This is a genomic window from Cereibacter sp. Soil_C_27, from assembly GCF_057657095.1.
Genome location: NZ_JBDGJD010000005.1, coordinates 1 through 14,605 on the forward strand (window position 1 = coordinate 1; position 14,605 = coordinate 14,605).

Annotated in this window: 15 protein-coding genes; 8 read left to right on the forward strand and 7 right to left on the reverse strand. The window is 68.4% G+C overall.

Annotated features, from left to right (window positions below; translation table 11 throughout):
- Positions 1-51 precede the first annotated feature (51 nt).
- Positions 52-210: a cbb3-type cytochrome oxidase assembly protein CcoS gene (gene ccoS, locus AC3A5Z_RS17415; protein ID WP_136794880.1), complete on the forward strand. Its 159-nt coding sequence runs from the start codon at positions 52-54 to the stop codon at positions 208-210.
- A gap of 58 nt (positions 211-268) precedes the next feature.
- Here the strand turns inward: ccoS and AC3A5Z_RS17420 are convergent, their stop codons facing one another.
- Both AC3A5Z_RS17420 and AC3A5Z_RS17425 read right to left on the reverse strand, forming a co-directional pair.
- Positions 269-1,759 carry a D-alanyl-D-alanine carboxypeptidase family protein gene (locus tag AC3A5Z_RS17420; RefSeq protein WP_487520594.1) on the reverse strand — a complete coding sequence of 497 codons (1,491 nt, stop codon included), beginning with the start codon at positions 1,757-1,759 and terminating at the stop codon, positions 269-271.
- A gap of 129 nt (positions 1,760-1,888) precedes the next feature.
- Positions 1,889-2,650: an HAD family hydrolase gene (locus tag AC3A5Z_RS17425; RefSeq protein WP_487520595.1), complete on the reverse strand. Its 762-nt coding sequence runs from the start codon at positions 2,648-2,650 to the stop codon at positions 1,889-1,891.
- A 163-nt stretch (positions 2,651-2,813) separates the two neighbouring features.
- Here AC3A5Z_RS17425 and clpS point away from each other — a divergent pair, with 163 nt between their 5' ends.
- From clpS to AC3A5Z_RS17440, 3 genes are read left to right on the forward strand one after another with little or no spacing between them, the layout of a single operon-like run.
- The gene (gene clpS, locus AC3A5Z_RS17430; protein WP_487520966.1) at positions 2,814-3,134 is read left to right on the forward strand and encodes an ATP-dependent Clp protease adapter ClpS; all 321 of its coding nucleotides are present in this window, start codon (positions 2,814-2,816) and stop codon (positions 3,132-3,134) included.
- Positions 3,135-3,152: 18 nt separating this feature from the next.
- The gene (locus tag AC3A5Z_RS17435; RefSeq protein ID WP_487520596.1) at positions 3,153-4,148 is read left to right on the forward strand and encodes a class I SAM-dependent methyltransferase; all 996 of its coding nucleotides are present in this window, start codon (positions 3,153-3,155) and stop codon (positions 4,146-4,148) included.
- Positions 4,149-4,160: 12 nt separating this feature from the next.
- Positions 4,161-4,973, forward strand: a complete 813-nt coding sequence (locus AC3A5Z_RS17440; RefSeq protein ID WP_487520597.1) for an SDR family NAD(P)-dependent oxidoreductase — start codon at positions 4,161-4,163, stop codon at positions 4,971-4,973.
- Here the strand turns inward: AC3A5Z_RS17440 and AC3A5Z_RS17445 are convergent, their stop codons facing one another.
- Positions 4,974-5,381 carry a hypothetical protein gene (locus AC3A5Z_RS17445; RefSeq protein ID WP_487520598.1) on the reverse strand — a complete coding sequence of 136 codons (408 nt, stop codon included), beginning with the start codon at positions 5,379-5,381 and terminating at the stop codon, positions 4,974-4,976. It lies immediately after the preceding gene.
- 117 nt (positions 5,382-5,498) lie between these two features.
- Between AC3A5Z_RS17445 and hemF the strand changes: the two genes are divergently transcribed.
- Positions 5,499-6,362: an oxygen-dependent coproporphyrinogen oxidase gene (gene hemF, locus AC3A5Z_RS17450; RefSeq protein WP_487520599.1), complete on the forward strand. Its 864-nt coding sequence runs from the start codon at positions 5,499-5,501 to the stop codon at positions 6,360-6,362.
- A 76-nt stretch (positions 6,363-6,438) separates the two neighbouring features.
- On the opposite strand, the gene AC3A5Z_RS17455 is transcribed toward hemF, so the two are convergent.
- Both AC3A5Z_RS17455 and hemE read right to left on the reverse strand, forming a co-directional pair.
- Entirely contained in the window at positions 6,439-7,041 is a 603-nt protein-coding gene (locus AC3A5Z_RS17455; protein WP_487520600.1) for a hypothetical protein, read from the reverse strand.
- Between the two features lie 107 nt (positions 7,042-7,148).
- Positions 7,149-8,174: a uroporphyrinogen decarboxylase gene (gene hemE / locus AC3A5Z_RS17460; RefSeq protein ID WP_487520601.1), complete on the reverse strand. Its 1,026-nt coding sequence runs from the start codon at positions 8,172-8,174 to the stop codon at positions 7,149-7,151.
- A gap of 112 nt (positions 8,175-8,286) precedes the next feature.
- Here hemE and hemC point away from each other — a divergent pair, with 112 nt between their 5' ends.
- A complete protein-coding gene (gene hemC, locus AC3A5Z_RS17465; protein ID WP_487520602.1) occupies positions 8,287-9,219 on the forward strand; it encodes a hydroxymethylbilane synthase in 933 nt (310 codons plus the stop codon).
- Position 9,220: 1 nt separating this feature from the next.
- Here hemC and AC3A5Z_RS17470 read toward each other — a convergent pair whose 3' ends face one another.
- Both AC3A5Z_RS17470 and AC3A5Z_RS17475 read right to left on the reverse strand, forming a co-directional pair.
- A complete protein-coding gene (locus AC3A5Z_RS17470; protein WP_487520603.1) occupies positions 9,221-10,633 on the reverse strand; it encodes an FAD-binding oxidoreductase in 1,413 nt (470 codons plus the stop codon).
- A gap of 71 nt (positions 10,634-10,704) precedes the next feature.
- Positions 10,705-11,391 carry an arylesterase gene (locus AC3A5Z_RS17475; RefSeq protein ID WP_487520605.1) on the reverse strand — a complete coding sequence of 229 codons (687 nt, stop codon included), beginning with the start codon at positions 11,389-11,391 and terminating at the stop codon, positions 10,705-10,707.
- Between AC3A5Z_RS17475 and AC3A5Z_RS17480 the strand changes: the two genes are divergently transcribed.
- Positions 11,390-12,079 carry an ABC transporter ATP-binding protein gene (locus tag AC3A5Z_RS17480; protein ID WP_136793105.1) on the forward strand — a complete coding sequence of 230 codons (690 nt, stop codon included), beginning with the start codon at positions 11,390-11,392 and terminating at the stop codon, positions 12,077-12,079. The genes AC3A5Z_RS17475 and AC3A5Z_RS17480 overlap by 2 nt on opposite strands.
- Entirely contained in the window at positions 12,076-14,586 is a 2,511-nt protein-coding gene (locus AC3A5Z_RS17485) for an ABC transporter permease (protein ID WP_487520606.1), read from the forward strand. Before AC3A5Z_RS17480 ends, AC3A5Z_RS17485 begins: the two co-directional genes overlap by 4 nt.
- The last annotated feature ends 19 nt before the right edge of the window (positions 14,587-14,605 follow it).

The following is a 14,605-nucleotide window of genomic DNA, read 5'->3' on the forward strand; positions in this document are numbered from 1 at the left end:
CATGTCGCTCTCGTCGATCACGGTTTCCTTGAATGCCCTGAGGCTGCGCTGATGGATATCCTCGCCTATCTCATCCCGATCTCGCTGTTCCTTGGCGGGATCGGTCTTGCCGCCTTCTTCTGGGCGCTGAAGGCGCGGCAGTTCGACGATCCGCAGGGCGACGCCAGCCGGATCCTGAAGCCCGACTACGAGGACAAGCCCAAGCCCTGACATGAAGACGCCGGAGCCTCGCGGCCCGGCGTTGCCGTTTTGCGTGGGTAAGCGGCGCTTACGGCCCGATGGCGAAGCACTGCACCGCGCGGGCCTGCAGCCGGCGACAGGCGAGGTCGGCCTGATCCTGCGTCAGCCCCATGAAGTTCGCGTCATAGCCCCCGCCACGCTGCACGATCTTGCGCAGCCCGTCGGTCAGTGTGCCGCTTTCGGCCAGGGCGATGGTCATCAGCTGCCGCTCCGCCGTGGCGTTGGAGGGGAACCGGCCCACGTTGATGCCCCAATGCCGCCCACCGGAGGTCGACATGCGGGTCACCACTTCGGGGGCGGTGGGCACGGGGGCGACCGGCGTCGGCACCACGACCGAAGCGACCTGCGTGCCTTCCACCTCCGGACGAGGCTGGGGCACGAGCGAGGCCGAAAGGTTGACGATGCTGCCATTCTCCGGCGCGATGGAGGCCACCACCGCCTCGACCGCACCCGCCGTCGCCGCCTCTGCCAGCGCCGAATCGATGCTGCCCTGCATGGCCGTCACGGCCTGCGCCGCCGCCGCCGCATTGGCCAGACCCGGGCGGGGCAGGGGACGCGGCGAGGTTGCCACCGCCATCACCATGCGAATCGTCTTGCCCGGCGCGTCGCCGATATCGCCGTCGACCCCGCTCGGCGCGGCCTGCGCCACGGCCACGGCCTCATAGGCGATCGGGGCGGGCTTGCGGACACGGGCGTTGTTCGGCGCGGCCTTGAAGCCCAGATCCATCAGCTCGGTCATCTTGGCATTGCGCTGCGCAGTGGACTTGCCGCCGAAGATCGTCGCGATGATCCGCTTGTTGCCACGCTCCGCCGAGGCGGTCAGGTTGAAGCCTGCCGGGTTGGTGTAGCCGGTCTTGATCCCGTCGGCGCCCTTGTAGGCATCGAGGAATCGGGTGTTGGTGTTGTTGACCTTGGCCATCCCGGCATCGGCGGTGCGGCGCGAGAAGATGTTGTAATATTGCGGGAAATCGAAGAACAGCCGCCGCCCCATGGTGTTCATGTCGCGCGCGGTGGACAGGTGGCCCTCGCTGGTCAGGCCGTTGCAGTTCTTGAAGGTCGTGCTGCGCATGCCGATCGCCTTGGCGGTGCGGTTCATGCGGGCGGCGAACTGCGCCTGCGACCCGCCGACAGCCTCGCAGATGGCAGTGGCGGCGTCGTTGGCAGATTTCACGGCGGCGGCGCGGATCAGATAGCGCAGGGCGATCTTCTGGCCGCTGCGCAGGCCGAGCTTCGACGGCGGCTGCGAGGCGGCGTGTTTCGACACGGTCACCATCGTGTCCAGACTGATCTCGCCGCGCTGGATCGCCTCGAAGGTGATGTAGAGCGTCATCATCTTGGTCAGCGATGCGGGATGCAATCGGGTGTCGGCGTTGTTCTCGTAGAGAGTTTCACCGGTTCGTGCGTCCATCACCACGGCTGCATAGGGCGCTGCGCGCAGGGCCCCTGCAGAGACGGCGGTGCATGCCGCTACAACCACGAATGTCAGACTGCGGACATACTGCCCCATAAGCGATTTCACGTCGCCATGTCCTTCTTCTGCCTCGGTCCCGCCCCGCTTTATGTCCGGGGCTTATTATTCATGGCGAAACGCTAACATAAGGTGTGATTCAGGAAAACCCCCATGTTTCAACAGGTTTGACACGGTCCTTCATTGGCTTGACGCAGATTTTGGGTCAACCGACTGTTCAGCAACAACTTGTGCCCCACCCCTGCCGATCTCCTCCACCAGCGCCGGAAGGCCGCCGAGGTCTGGGAGCTCGCGGAAGCGGCGGTGGCCCGCCGGAGGCTCGGCGAACTCCAGCGCCCAGATCAGGCCATGCGGCACATGCACACCCCAGCCGCCGGCCTCGATCACCGGCAGCACGTCGGATTTCAACGAGTTGCCGACCATCAGCGCCCGCTCCGCCCCATCGCCGTGCCGCGCGAAAAGCCGCCGGTAGACCGGAGCCGTCTTCTGCGAGACGATCTCCACGCCGTGGAACAGCTCGCCCAGCCCCGATTGCGCCAGCTTGCGCTCCTGATCCAGAAGATCGCCCTTGGTGATGAGAATCACCCGGTAGCGGTCGGCCAGTGCCTCGACCGCGCTCCGGGCATGCGGCAGCAGCTCGATCGGGTGCTCCAGCATCTCGCGCCCCGCCGCCATGATCTCGGCGATGACCGAGGCCGGCACCCGCCCGTCGGTCACCTCGATCGCCGTTTCGATCATCGACAGCACGAACCCCTTGATGCCGAAGCCGTAAGCCCCCAGATTGCGGCGCTCGGCCTCCAGCAGGCGGTCGTGCAGGTGGTCCGCTTCGGCGTAATCGGCGAGAAGCCGGGTGAAGCGGTCCTGAGTGAGCCGGAAGAACGTCTCGTTCTGCCAGAGCGTGTCGTCGGCGTCGAAACCGATTGTTGTGAGGCTGTCTGTCATGATGGCCGCAGTCTTGCCGCGGGAGGGCGCTTTCGCAAGCCCCGCCACGCGGCTTGGCCCCCCTTTCCGAAGAAGGAAAAACCATTATACTGTCACCTTCAGCGCCTCATCCCGAATCCGCGATCCGACAGGAGCCTCGTCCGTGATCATCCGCCCGCTTCAGATGTCCGACAAGACAGACGGGCCCGGCGGTGACGCGTCCATCCTGACCAAGACCCGCAGCAAGACCCAGCGCCCGCCGCTCTACAAGGTGCTCCTGCTGAACGACGATTACACCCCGATGGAATTCGTCGTGCATGTGCTGGAGCGCTTCTTCGGGCTGAACCACGCGCAGGCTTTCGAGATCATGCTGACGGTTCACAAGAAGGGGTTGGCGGTCGTCGGCGTGTTCTCCTTCGAGGTGGCGGAGACGAAAGTGGCGCAGGTGATGGATTTCGCCCGCCGCCACCAGCATCCGCTGCAATGCACCATGGAAAAGGAATAGGGCCGCCCGCGGCCGCTCATGCGATCTGCAAGATTGACCCTCGCACTTGAGACGGGCGCCGTGGTGCTGCCTGACGCGGGCACCATTGCCGTCTATCGCCCGCGGGCCGGTGACGATCTGTCGGCCCTGCCGAAGGAGCGTCTTCTGGTCGTGCAGGGCTTCCGGCCAGACCACGACGCCTTCGCAGCTCAAGGCTACCGCGTCGCGGTCGAGGGCGGGGCAGGTCATGCCGCCGCCGTCATCTGCCTGCCCCGCGCCAAGGCCGAGGCGCGGGCGCTGCTGGCCGAGGTGACCCATGCCGTGCTCCCCGGCGGGCTCGTCGTCGTCGACGGGCAGAAGACCGACGGGATCGAGTCGGTCTACCGCGATCTGGGCGAGCGGCTCGGCGTTTCGGCCACGCTCTCCAAGGCGCATGGCAAGCTCTTCACCTTCGCCGCCGCACCCGGGCTCGAGGATTGGGCCGGGGCACCGAAGACGGTCGAGGGTGGCTTCCAGACGCGGCCCGGCGTCTTCTCCACTGACGGTCCCGACCGTGGCTCCCTGCTTCTGGCCGAGGCTCTGCCTGCCAGCCTGCAGGGCAGGGGCATCGACCTCGGTGCGGGCTGGGGGTTCCTGTCGCGCGCGGTGCTGGCGCGCGAGGGGGTGAAGCAGCTCGATCTGGTCGAGGCCGAGGCCGCAGCGCTCGACTGCGCCCGGGTCAACGTCACCGATCTGCGGGCACGCTTCCACTGGGCCGATGCCACGACCTTCAAGCCCGAGAAACTGGCGGATTTCATCGTCTGCAACCCGCCCTTCCACATCTCGCGCGATGCCGATCCGGCCTTGGGGATGAGCTTTCTCCAGGCCGCGGCGCGGCTCCTGCAGCCCGCCGGGGTGCTCTGGCTGGTGGCCAACCGCCACCTGCCCTACGACCGTGGCCTTGCCACGCTGTTCCGCGAGGTGAAGGACGCAGGCGGCGATTCCGCCTTCAAGGTCATCCGCGCTGCCCGCCCCGAGCGGGCGAGACACATTTAACGGGGTCCTCCCATGTCACTTTCCATCGCAGGCAAGACCGCCATCGTGACCGGCGCCGCCAACGGCATCGGCTATGCCATCGCCCGGCATTTCCTCGACAAGGGTGCCAATGTCATGTTCGTCGACATCGACGAGGAACGGCTGGAGCAGCAGGTCGGCGAAGAGGCGCGGGCCGAGGGGCCGCTGCGCATGTTCGCGGGCGATCTGCGCGAGAAGCTCACCATCACCAATCTGCTGTCCGCCACGGTCGATGCCTTCGACCGGGTGGATATCCTCGTGAACGCGAGCCGGCAGATGGCGCCCTCCGATCCGCTCTGCCCCGAGGATGACGCGGTGGAGACGCTGCTGCAGCAGAACCTGCTGACCAGCCTGCGCCTGACCCAGCTGACCGCCAAGCGCATGATCGCCCGGGCCGAAAAGTCCGGCGATCTTCGCGAGGGGCAAATCGGTTCTGTGATCAACATCTCCTCGATTGCCGCCCATCGCACCCAGCCGCAGCTCCTCGGCTATTCGATCAGCTGCGCGGCGCTCGACCAGATGACTCGTTCCATGGCGGTGGCGCTGGCGCCCAAGGGCATCCGGGTGAACGCGGTCGCCTTCGGTTCGGTGATGAGCGCGAGCCTGCAGATGTCGCTGAAGGAAAACCCCGCCTATCGCGACGCGATCACCGGCTGCACGCCGATGCAGCGCATCGCCAGCGCCTCGGAGCTGGCCGAGACGGTGCAGTTCCTCGCCTCCGACGCCGCGGCCTTCATGACCGGGCAGATCCTGACGCTGGATGGCGGGCGCGGGCTGATCGACGCGGTGCAGGCGCCGGTGCACTGATCACTCGGGATACTGCGCCCGGCATTGGCTGACGGAGCCCTGCGCGCTGCGCGACAACTCCGACCGCTTGGCCTTGAGGCTGGCCAGCGTACGCGCCTCGGCGGCCAGATCGATGGCCTTGGGGCGCGAGATGGTGCGCGGGCGGCTTTCGAGGCAGAGCCGCGGCGCCACCGCCACCACCGCGCCTGTGCGCTTGTCACGCCGGAAACGGTCGCCGCACTGCTCCCAGACCGGCTCGTAAATCACTTTGTCTTCCATGGCATAGCCGCGCGACAGGTTTAGCTGGGTCGTGGCGATCAGGCTGTCGACGGTGCGCAGGTCGCGGGTCTCGCGATAGATGCACCGCTCCTGCGGCGTGCCGCAGGCGGCGAGGGCGAGGCCGAGGGGCAGGAACAGCAGGGCTTTCATGGCAATCTCCTTTCGTCCTGTCTAGCGCGTCGCTTTGTCCGCTTCCAAACCTTTCCTGCTTGCTGGAACGGCGATGCCGAACCTGTTACGGCTGGGTAAAAGCGGTGGGAGGTATGCATGATTGAGGAGTTCGAGACCCGGAAGGCCCGCGCCTCGGCCTGGTTTCGCAGCCTGCGCGACGAGATTGTCGCGTCTTTCGAAGGGCTTGAAGACAGCCACGCCGGCGGCGGCACCGCAGGGCGCTTCGAGGTGACCGAGACGCGGCGCGAGAGCGGCGGCGGCGGGTTGATGAGCGTCATGCGCGGCGGGCGGGTGTTCGAGAAGGTCGGCGTCAACGTCTCCACCGTATATGGTAGTCTTGGCGAGCGGGCGCAGAAGGCCATGGCGGCGCGCGGCGTGCCCGGGATGGCCGAGAACCCGGAGTTCTGGGCCTCGGGCATCAGCCTTGTCGCCCATATGCAGAACCCGCATGCGCCTGCCGTTCACATGAACACCCGCATGTTCTGGACGCCGCATGCCTGGTGGTTCGGCGGCGGGTCGGACCTGAACCCCTGCCTTGAATATCAAGAGGATACCGCGCATTTCCATGGCCGGATGCAGGCCGCCTGCGATGCGCATGCGCCCGATTACTTCCCGCGGTTCAAGGCCTGGGCCGATGAGTATTTCTTCGTCCCGCACCGGGGCCGGGCGCGTGGGGTGGGGGGGATCTTCTATGACGATCTCAACACCGGCGACTGGGAGGCCGACTTTGCCTTCACACAAGATGTGGGGCGCGCCTTCCTGCCCGCCTTCGTGCCTCTGGTGGAGAAGCGGCGCGGGATGGATTGGGGCGAGGCCGAGAAGGAAGCGCAGCTGATCCACCGCGGTCTCTACGCCGAATACAACCTCGTCTATGACCGCGGCACCAAGTTCGGGCTGGAGACCGGGCACGACGCCAATGCCGTGCTGATGAGCCTGCCGCCGCTGGCGAAGTGGGTTTGAGGCGATGCACATCCGATGCACGGTGCGTGCACGGGTGATGCAGACGACCTGAGGCGGCGGGTCACCCCGGGTCGGGTCACTCGCTGCAGACGTAGACCGTGCCGCCGACGGCCACCACGGTGACGGCGGCGGCGGCGAGGACCGCAGGCGCCGAGAGCGCGGCGGCGGTCGAGGTGCCGAAGCTGGAGAGGGCGGCGGTGATGCTGTTGCTGGTGCCGGTCAGGACCACGGCGCCGGTGCTGTTCTGCACCGCGTTCACCCCGGAGATCGCCTTGCCCGCCTGACCGGCGATGGCCACCGCGGTATCGCGCGAATCGTTCACCCGCTGACAGAAGGAGCCGGAGGGCTGGGCGCAATGCAGATAGGCATTGCGCTTGCCCTCGGAGAAGCCGGTGTAGGTTTCGGCCTTCCTGTCGAACTGCAGGCAGAACACCGACCGTTCGCGGTCGGTGAGGCCCGGGGTGAGGGCGCGCAGCGTGACATAGCCGGGGCAGGTGATGTCGCCATAGCCGCCGAGGAAGCGCTCGCGATAGCTGCGGTTCTGCCGCATCTCGGCATCCTCGGTGTCGTAGTGCAGCGGGGTCGGGAAGCCCTCGAGCGAGGTCAGGCAGGCCTCGGGCCGGGCCTCGGCAGCGGCGGCGGGCAGGAGAAGGGCAAGGATGAGAAGGGCCTGACGCATGGTTCGCTCCACGTTTGGGCGGAAGGTGTCAGGTCGCCGCGGCGGGATCAACTGCCGGAGGCTCACGAGGGTGTGACGGCGGCCCCTGCGGGGCCGCCGCAGCGCAATCAGCGGCGGATCGTGTCGATCATGCGCGAGACGTTGTCGGGGTCGGCGTCGGGGGTGATGCCGTGGCCGAGGTTGAAGATGTGCGGGCCGTGCGAGAAGGCCTCGACGACGCGGCGGGTGGCGGTGACGAGCTCGGCGCCGCCGGTCACCATGTAGGACGGATCAAGATTGCCCTGCACACAGCCGGATTTCTGCACATGCTCGGCCGCCCATTCCGGCGTCACCGAATTGTCGATCGCCACGCAATCGGCGCCGGTCTTGTCGGCGAAGCCGATGTAGCCGTCGCGGGCCTCGCGCGGGAAAGCGATGATCGGCAGGCCGGGGTGGCGGGCCTTCAGCTCGGCGATGATGCGGCGGGCGGGCTCGACGGCGAAATCGGCGAAGTCCTGACCCTTGAGCGAGCCGGCCCAGCTGTCGAAGATCTTCACCACCTCGACGCCCGCCTCGACCTGCTTGGACAGATAGTCGACCGTCGCCTCGGTGATCTTGTCGATCAGCGCGGTGAAGGCCGGGCGGTCGGTGTCCTTCAGCCGGTGGGCGGCAGCCTGATCGGGCGAGCCGCGGCCGGCGATCATGTAGGTGGCGACAGTCCAGGGCGCCCCGGCGAAACCGATGAAGGTTGTCTCCTTGGGAAGTTCGCGGGCGAGGATGCGGCAGGTCTCGTAGATCGGCGCCAGCGTCTCGTGGATGTCTTCCTTGGGCTTCAGCGCCTCGACCCCGGCCATGTCGGTGATGGTCGACAGGCGCGGGCCCTCGCCGGTGGCGAACCACAGCTCGGCCCCCAGCGCCTGCGGCAGGAGCAGGATGTCGGCGAAGAGGATGGCCGCGTCGAAGCCGTAGCGGCGGATCGGCTGCAGCGTCACCTCGGCGGCGAGCTCGGGGTTGTAGCAGAGCGAGAGAAAATCGCCCGCCTGCGCCCGGGTGGCGCGGTATTCCGGCAGGTAGCGCCCCGCCTGACGCATCATCCAGATCGGGGGCGTCGGCAGGGTCTCGCCCTTGAGCGCGCGCAGGATCGTCTTGGTCATCGGATGCTCCTTCATGGCTTGGCTTGCTGTTCCCAAGCGCGGCGCGGGATGTCAATATGGGGAGTTGTCAGGCGAAGTGGACAGCGCTAACCAATTCGGCATGACACACTCCATGCCCACACCCGCTGAACCCCTCAAGATCGGCACCCGCGGATCGCCCCTCGCCTTGGCGCAAGCCTATGAGACGAGGGCGCGGCTCTCCGCGGCCTTTTCGCTGCCGGAAGAGGCATTCGAGATCGTCGTGATAAAAACCACGGGGGATAAGGTACTTGACCGGCCCCTGAAGGAGATCGGCGGCAAAGGTCTCTTCACCCGCGAGATCGAGGAGGCGCTGCTGGACGGCGGAATCGATATCGCCGTGCATTCCATGAAGGACATGCCGACGCTGCAGCCGGAGGGGCTGATCCTCGACACCTACCTGCCGCGCGAGGACACGCGGGATGCCTTCGTCTCGCCGTTTCCGGGGGGAATGGCTGATTTGCCGCAGGGCGCCGTGGTGGGGTCGTCGAGCCTCCGGCGGCGGGCGCAACTTCTCAACCGGCGGCCCGATCTGCAGGTGGTGGAGTTCCGCGGCAACGTGCAGACGCGGATGAAGAAGCTGGCCGACGGCGTGGCGCGGGCGACCTTCCTTGCGATGGCCGGGCTGAACCGGCTGAAGATGGATGACGTGGCCCGGGTAGCGGTGGAGCATGAGGAGATGCTGCCCGCGGTGGCGCAGGGCGCCATCGGCATCGAGCGGCGGATCGACGATCCGCGCAGCGAGGAGATGCTGGCGGCGATCCACGACGGGCCGACCGGGCACCGGCTGATCGCCGAGCGCAGCTTCCTGCTGCGGCTCGACGGCTCCTGCGAGACACCGATCGCCGGACTGGCGGTGCTGGAGGGGAGCGAGCTGTGGATGCGCGGCGAGATCCTGCGGCCCGACGGGTCGGAGGCGATCTCGGGCGAGCTGCGCGGGCCGGTGTCGGACGGGCAGGCGCTGGGGCTGGCGCTGGCGGCGGAGCTGCTGGGCCGGGCGCCGGAGGGGTTCTTCAGCTGGCGCTGAGTCAGGGTCCGGGAATTGTTTTTCCCGGATTGAGAAGGCCGCGCGGGTCGAGCGCGGCCTTTATGCTGCGCATCACCTCCAGCGCCACGGCATCCTTGCGCCGGGTCATCGACGGCAGTTTCGACAGGCCCACGCCATGCTCGGCCGAGAAGCTGCCACCGAGGCTCTCCACCACATCCTCGATCGCCGTGACGATGGCCTCGTCCAACGCCTTGTCGGTGCGGGTCGGGTAGACGGTGTAATGCACGTTGCCGTCGCCGAGATGGGCCACGGCCAGCGTCTCGGCGCCGGGGTCGATGGCGGGCATCCGCGCCTCGATCCCGGTGAGGAATTCGCCGACCAGATCGAGCGGCACGGCGATGTCGGTGTCGATGATCGGGGTGCGGGTGAAGGTGATGCGGGCGGCGGATTCGCGGCGCTCCCACATCTCGCGGCGCTGGGCCTCGGTGCGGGCGACGGTGGCGTCGAGCACCATGCCCTCCTCCATCATCCGGGCCAGCGTCTCTTCCAGCAGGGTGACGATGGGCAGGCTGCCGTCGGACAGCGGGTCGGCGTCGCGGGGGGCGGTGGCGCCGACTTCGACGAGGATGGTGGTCTCGTGGGGTTCGGCAAAGGGCGGCTTCACCGAAGGCATCTCGCGCAGGAGGCGGTCCATGTAGCGGCGGGGCATGTATTCGAAGGCTTCGACCGCGCCGCCCGTGGCCTCCTGCAGCCGGTTCAGGAGGATCAGCGCGTCGGGCAGCGAGCGGGCGGCCAGTGTCGCCGTGGCATGGGCGCGGGGGCGGGGAACCAGCTTCATCACCGCGGCGGTGATGATGCCCAAGGTGCCCTCGGCGCCGATGAAGAGATCCTTGAGGTCGTAGCCGGAATTGTCCTTGTGTAGTTCCGACATCAGGTCGAGCACCCGGCCATCTGCCAGCACAACCTCGAGCCCGAGGCAGAGGGCGCGGGTGGAGCCGTAGCGCAGGACGTTGGAGCCGCCGGCGTTGGTCGAGAGCACGCCGCCGATCTGCGCCGAACCGCGGGCGCCGAACCAGAGCGGGAAGGAGAGGTTCCGCGCCTCGGCGGCCTCGTGCAGGCTTTGCAGGATGGTGCCCGCCTCGACCACGGCGATGCGGGCCTCGGGGCGGATCTCGCGGATGCGGTTCATCCGTTCGAGCGAGAGCATCAGCGCCCCCTCGTTCATCGTGGCGCCGGTGAGCCCGGTAAGCCCGCCGGTGGGAATGACCGCCACCCCCGCCTCGGCGCAGGCCTTGACCGCGGCCGAAACCTCGGCGGTTGAGGCGGGGCGGGCGACGGCGAGGGGGGAGGCCGTGTATTTGCCGGTCCAGTCGCGGCCGTAGCGCGCGGCGTCGGCGCCGGTCAGGACATGGGATGCGCCGAGGATCTCGGTCAGGCGGGCGATCAGGGTCATGCGGCCTCCGGGCGGTTCACGGCCTTTTGTGCCGCCCCCCGCCCGGAATGGCCAGAGCCGACTGCTCGGCCTCAGTTGGCGGCGCGGTCCAGCAGCTTTTCGACCTGCGGGCCGAGCGCTTCGACGATCACCGCCACGCCCTCGGCGCTGGGGTGGACGCCGTCGGGCTGCAGGTAGCGCTGGCGGGCGGCGGCGACATCCATCTCGGCGGTGAGCGGGGCGAAGAAATCGCCGTCGAGCGCAGCGCCGTATTTCTCGGCAAGCTCGGGATACATCGCGTCGAAGGACTGCTTGAAGGCCGGGCCGTAGTTGGCGGGAGCGCGCAGGCCGACCAGCAGGACCGGCAGATCGCGCTCCGACGCCTTTGACAAGATGGCGTCTAAATTGGCACGGCTGCTCGCCGGATCGAGCCCGCGCAAGAGATCGTTGCCGCCGAGGTTCACAATCATGGCATCGGTTTCGGGCGTCAGGCTCCAGTCGAGCCGGGCAAGACCGCCCGCCGTGGTGTCGCCGGAGACGCCTGCGTTGATGATGGTGACGTCTTTTCCCTTGGCATTCAGCCAATTCTGCAACTGCGGAACGAAACCCTCCTCGGGCGGCAGGCCGTAGCCCGCGGTCAGGCTGTCGCCGAGGGCGACCAGCGTCTGGGGTTCGGCGGCGGCGGCCGTGGTCGCGAAAACCAGAGCCATCGTGCAGTTGCGCAAAGCGCGGGCTGCGCCATATGCAAGGGGGAAACAGGCTTGAGAGGCGATGTGCATGGGTGATCCGGTTCTGGCGCTGAAGGCGGCGCGGCTGACATTGGCGGGCAATGCGGGGCCGGTTGAGATTCTGAAGGGCATTTCGCTGGAGGTGGCCAAGGGCGAGACGCTGGGGCTGATCGGGCCGTCCGGTTCTGGCAAATCGTCGCTCCTGATGCTGATGGGCGGGCTCGAACGCGCCACCTCTGGGTCTGTCGTTGCGCTGGGCCATGACCTGACCAAGCTGGACGAGGATGCGCTGGCGCGCTTCCGTCGTGGGAATATGGGGGTGGTGTTCCAGTCTTTCCACCTGATCCCGACAATGACCGCGCTGGAAAACGTGGCGGTGCCGCTGGAACTCGCCGGAGTCGAGGATGCCTTCGGGCGGGCCGAGGCGGAATTGCGCACGGTGGGCCTGGGCAGCCGGATGGATCATTACCCCTCGCAGATGTCGGGCGGCGAGCAGCAGCGGGTGGCGCTGGCGCGGGCCGCGGCGCCGCGACCGGCGATCCTTTTGGCCGATGAGCCGACCGGGAACCTCGACGGGGTGAACGGGGTGGCGATCATGGACCTTCTGTTCGGGCTGCGCGACCGGCATGGCGCGACGCTGGTGCTGGTCACCCATGCGCCGGAGTTGGCGGCGCGCTGCGACCGGGTGGTGCGGCTGGCCGACGGCATGGTGAGCGGCGAAGAGCGGAAAGCGGCATGAGCGTCGCCTGGCGGATCGCCCGGCGCGAGTTGCGCGGCGGGGTGAAGGGCTTCCGGGTCTTCCTCGCCTGTCTGGCGCTGGGGGTGGCGGCCATTGCCGCCGTCGGCATGGTGCGCGCGGCGATCGAGGCCGGGCTCGAGGATCAGGGCGCGGTGCTGCTGGGCGGCGATGCGCAGATGGAATTCACCTATCGCTACGCCACGGAGGAGGAGCTTGCCTATATGGCGGGCATCGCCACGGACGTATCGGAGGTGGTCGATTTCCGGTCGATGGCGACGGTGGGCGAAGACCGGGCGCTGACGCAGGTGAAGGGCGTCGATGACGCCTATCCGCTGGTCGGCGAGGTGGTGCTGGAGCCCGAGGTTCCCCTGGCCGAGGCGCTGGCGGGGGCCGAAGGGCTGCCGGGCGCCGTGATGGACCGGGTGCTGGTGGACCGGCTGGGGCTGGCCGTGGGTGACCGCTTCACGCTGGGGGTGCAGGAGTTCCGGCTGGGCGCGGTGCTCGTCCGCGAGCCGGATTCGGCGGCGGGGGGCTTTGCGCTCGGGCCTCGGACCATCGTGCTGACGCCGGCGCTGGCCGCGTCGGGGCTGCTGGAGCCCGGGACGCTGTTCGAGACGGAATATCGCATGACCCTGCCGGCGGGCAGCGATCTGGCGGCGCTGGAGGCTCAGGCCGAGACGCAATGGCGCGACGCCGGGATGCGCTGGTCCGACAGCCGCCGCGCCACGCCGGGGCTGGAGCGCTTCGTCGAGCGGATCGGGTCTTTCCTCGTGCTGGTGGGGCTGGCGGGGCTTGCCGTCGGCGGTGTCGGGATCTCGGCGGCGGTACGGGCCTATCTGGAAGGCAAGATCGCAACCATCGCCACGCTGAAGACGCTGGGGGCGGAGGGGCGGACGATCTTCACCGTCTATCTGATGCAGATCGCCGTGCTGACGGCCATCGGCGTGCTGGCCGGGCTGGTGCTGGGCGTGGCCCTGCCGCTGGCTGCCGCGCCTTTCATCGAGGCCTCACTGCCCTTCCCGGTGGCCTTCGCCATCTACCCGGCCCCGCTGGCCGAGGCGGCCTTCTACGGCATCGTCACGGCCTTCCTCTTCACGCTCTGGCCTCTGGCGCGGAGCGAAGGGGTGCGGGCGGCCTCGCTCTATCGTGGCGGAGGCGGCGAGGGGCTGCCGCGCTGGCCCTACCTTCTGGCGCTGGTGGCGCTGGCGCTGTTGCTGATCGGCGGGGCGGTGCTGTTCTCGGGCACGGTGACGCTGGCGCTGGGCAGTGCCGGGGGCATCGTTGGGGCGCTCTTCGTGCTGCTTCTGGCGGCATGGGGCGTGCGGCGCGGCGCGAGGGCCGCGGCGCGCGGGCTGTGGGTCAGGGGGCGCACGGCGCTTCGGCTGGCGCTCTCGGCCATCGGCGGGCCGCGCGAGGAGGCGGGGTCGGTCATCCTGTCGCTGGGGCTCGGGCTTTCGGTGCTGGCGGCGGTCGGGCAGATCGACGCCAACCTGCGCTCGGCCATCGACCGCGACCTGCCGAAGCTGGCGCCGTCCTATTTCTTCGTCGATATCCAGCAGGACCAGATCGGAGGCTTCCTCGACCGGGTGGAGGGCGATCCGGCCGTGTCGAAGGTGGAAAGCGCGCCAATGCTGCGCGGGGTGCTGACCCAGATCAACGGTCGTCCGGCTCGCGAGGTGGCGGGCGAGCACTGGGTGGTGCGCGGCGACCGCGGCGTGACCTATTCCGCCGCGCCACCCGAGAACACCCGCGTGGTGGCGGGCGAATGGTGGCCCGAGGATTATTCGGGTCCGGCGCAGATCTCCTTCGCGGCGGAAGAGGCCGAGGAGATCGGGCTGAAGCTCGGTGACCGGCTGGTGGTCAACATCCTCGGGCGTGACATCGAGGCCGAGATCACCTCGTTCCGCGAGGTCGATTTCTCCACCGCCGGGATGGGCTTCGTCATGGCGATGAACCCGGCGGCGGTGGCGGGTGCGCCGCATACCTGGATCTCGACGGTCTATGCGACGCCGGAGTCAGAGGCGGCGATCCTGCGCGACACGGCGGGGGCCTATCCCAACATCACCGCGATCCGGGTGCGCGATGCCATCGACCGGGTGACCGAGGCGCTCTCGGCCATCGCCACCGCGACCGCCTGGGCGGCGGCGGCGACGCTGGTCACCGGCTTCGTCGTGCTGATCGGTGCGGCGGCGGCGGGCGAGCGGGCGCGGGTCTACGAGGCGGCGGTCCTGAAGACGCTGGGGGCGACGCGGGGTACCATCCTGCTGAGCTTTGCATTGCGTTCGGCGCTCCTGGGGGCGGCGGCGGGCGGGGTTGCCATCGTTGCGGGCGGCGTCGCCGGATGGGCGGTGATGACCTTCGTGATGGACGTTTCCTATGCCTTCGAGCCGTGGTCGGCGCTGGCCATCGTGCTGGGCGGCGTGGCGGCGACGCTGCTGGCGGGCCTGGCCTTTGCGCTGAGGCCGCTGGGGGCGCGCCCGGCGCAGGTGCTGCGCTCGCAGGAGTAGACCGGGAACATTCGACCCC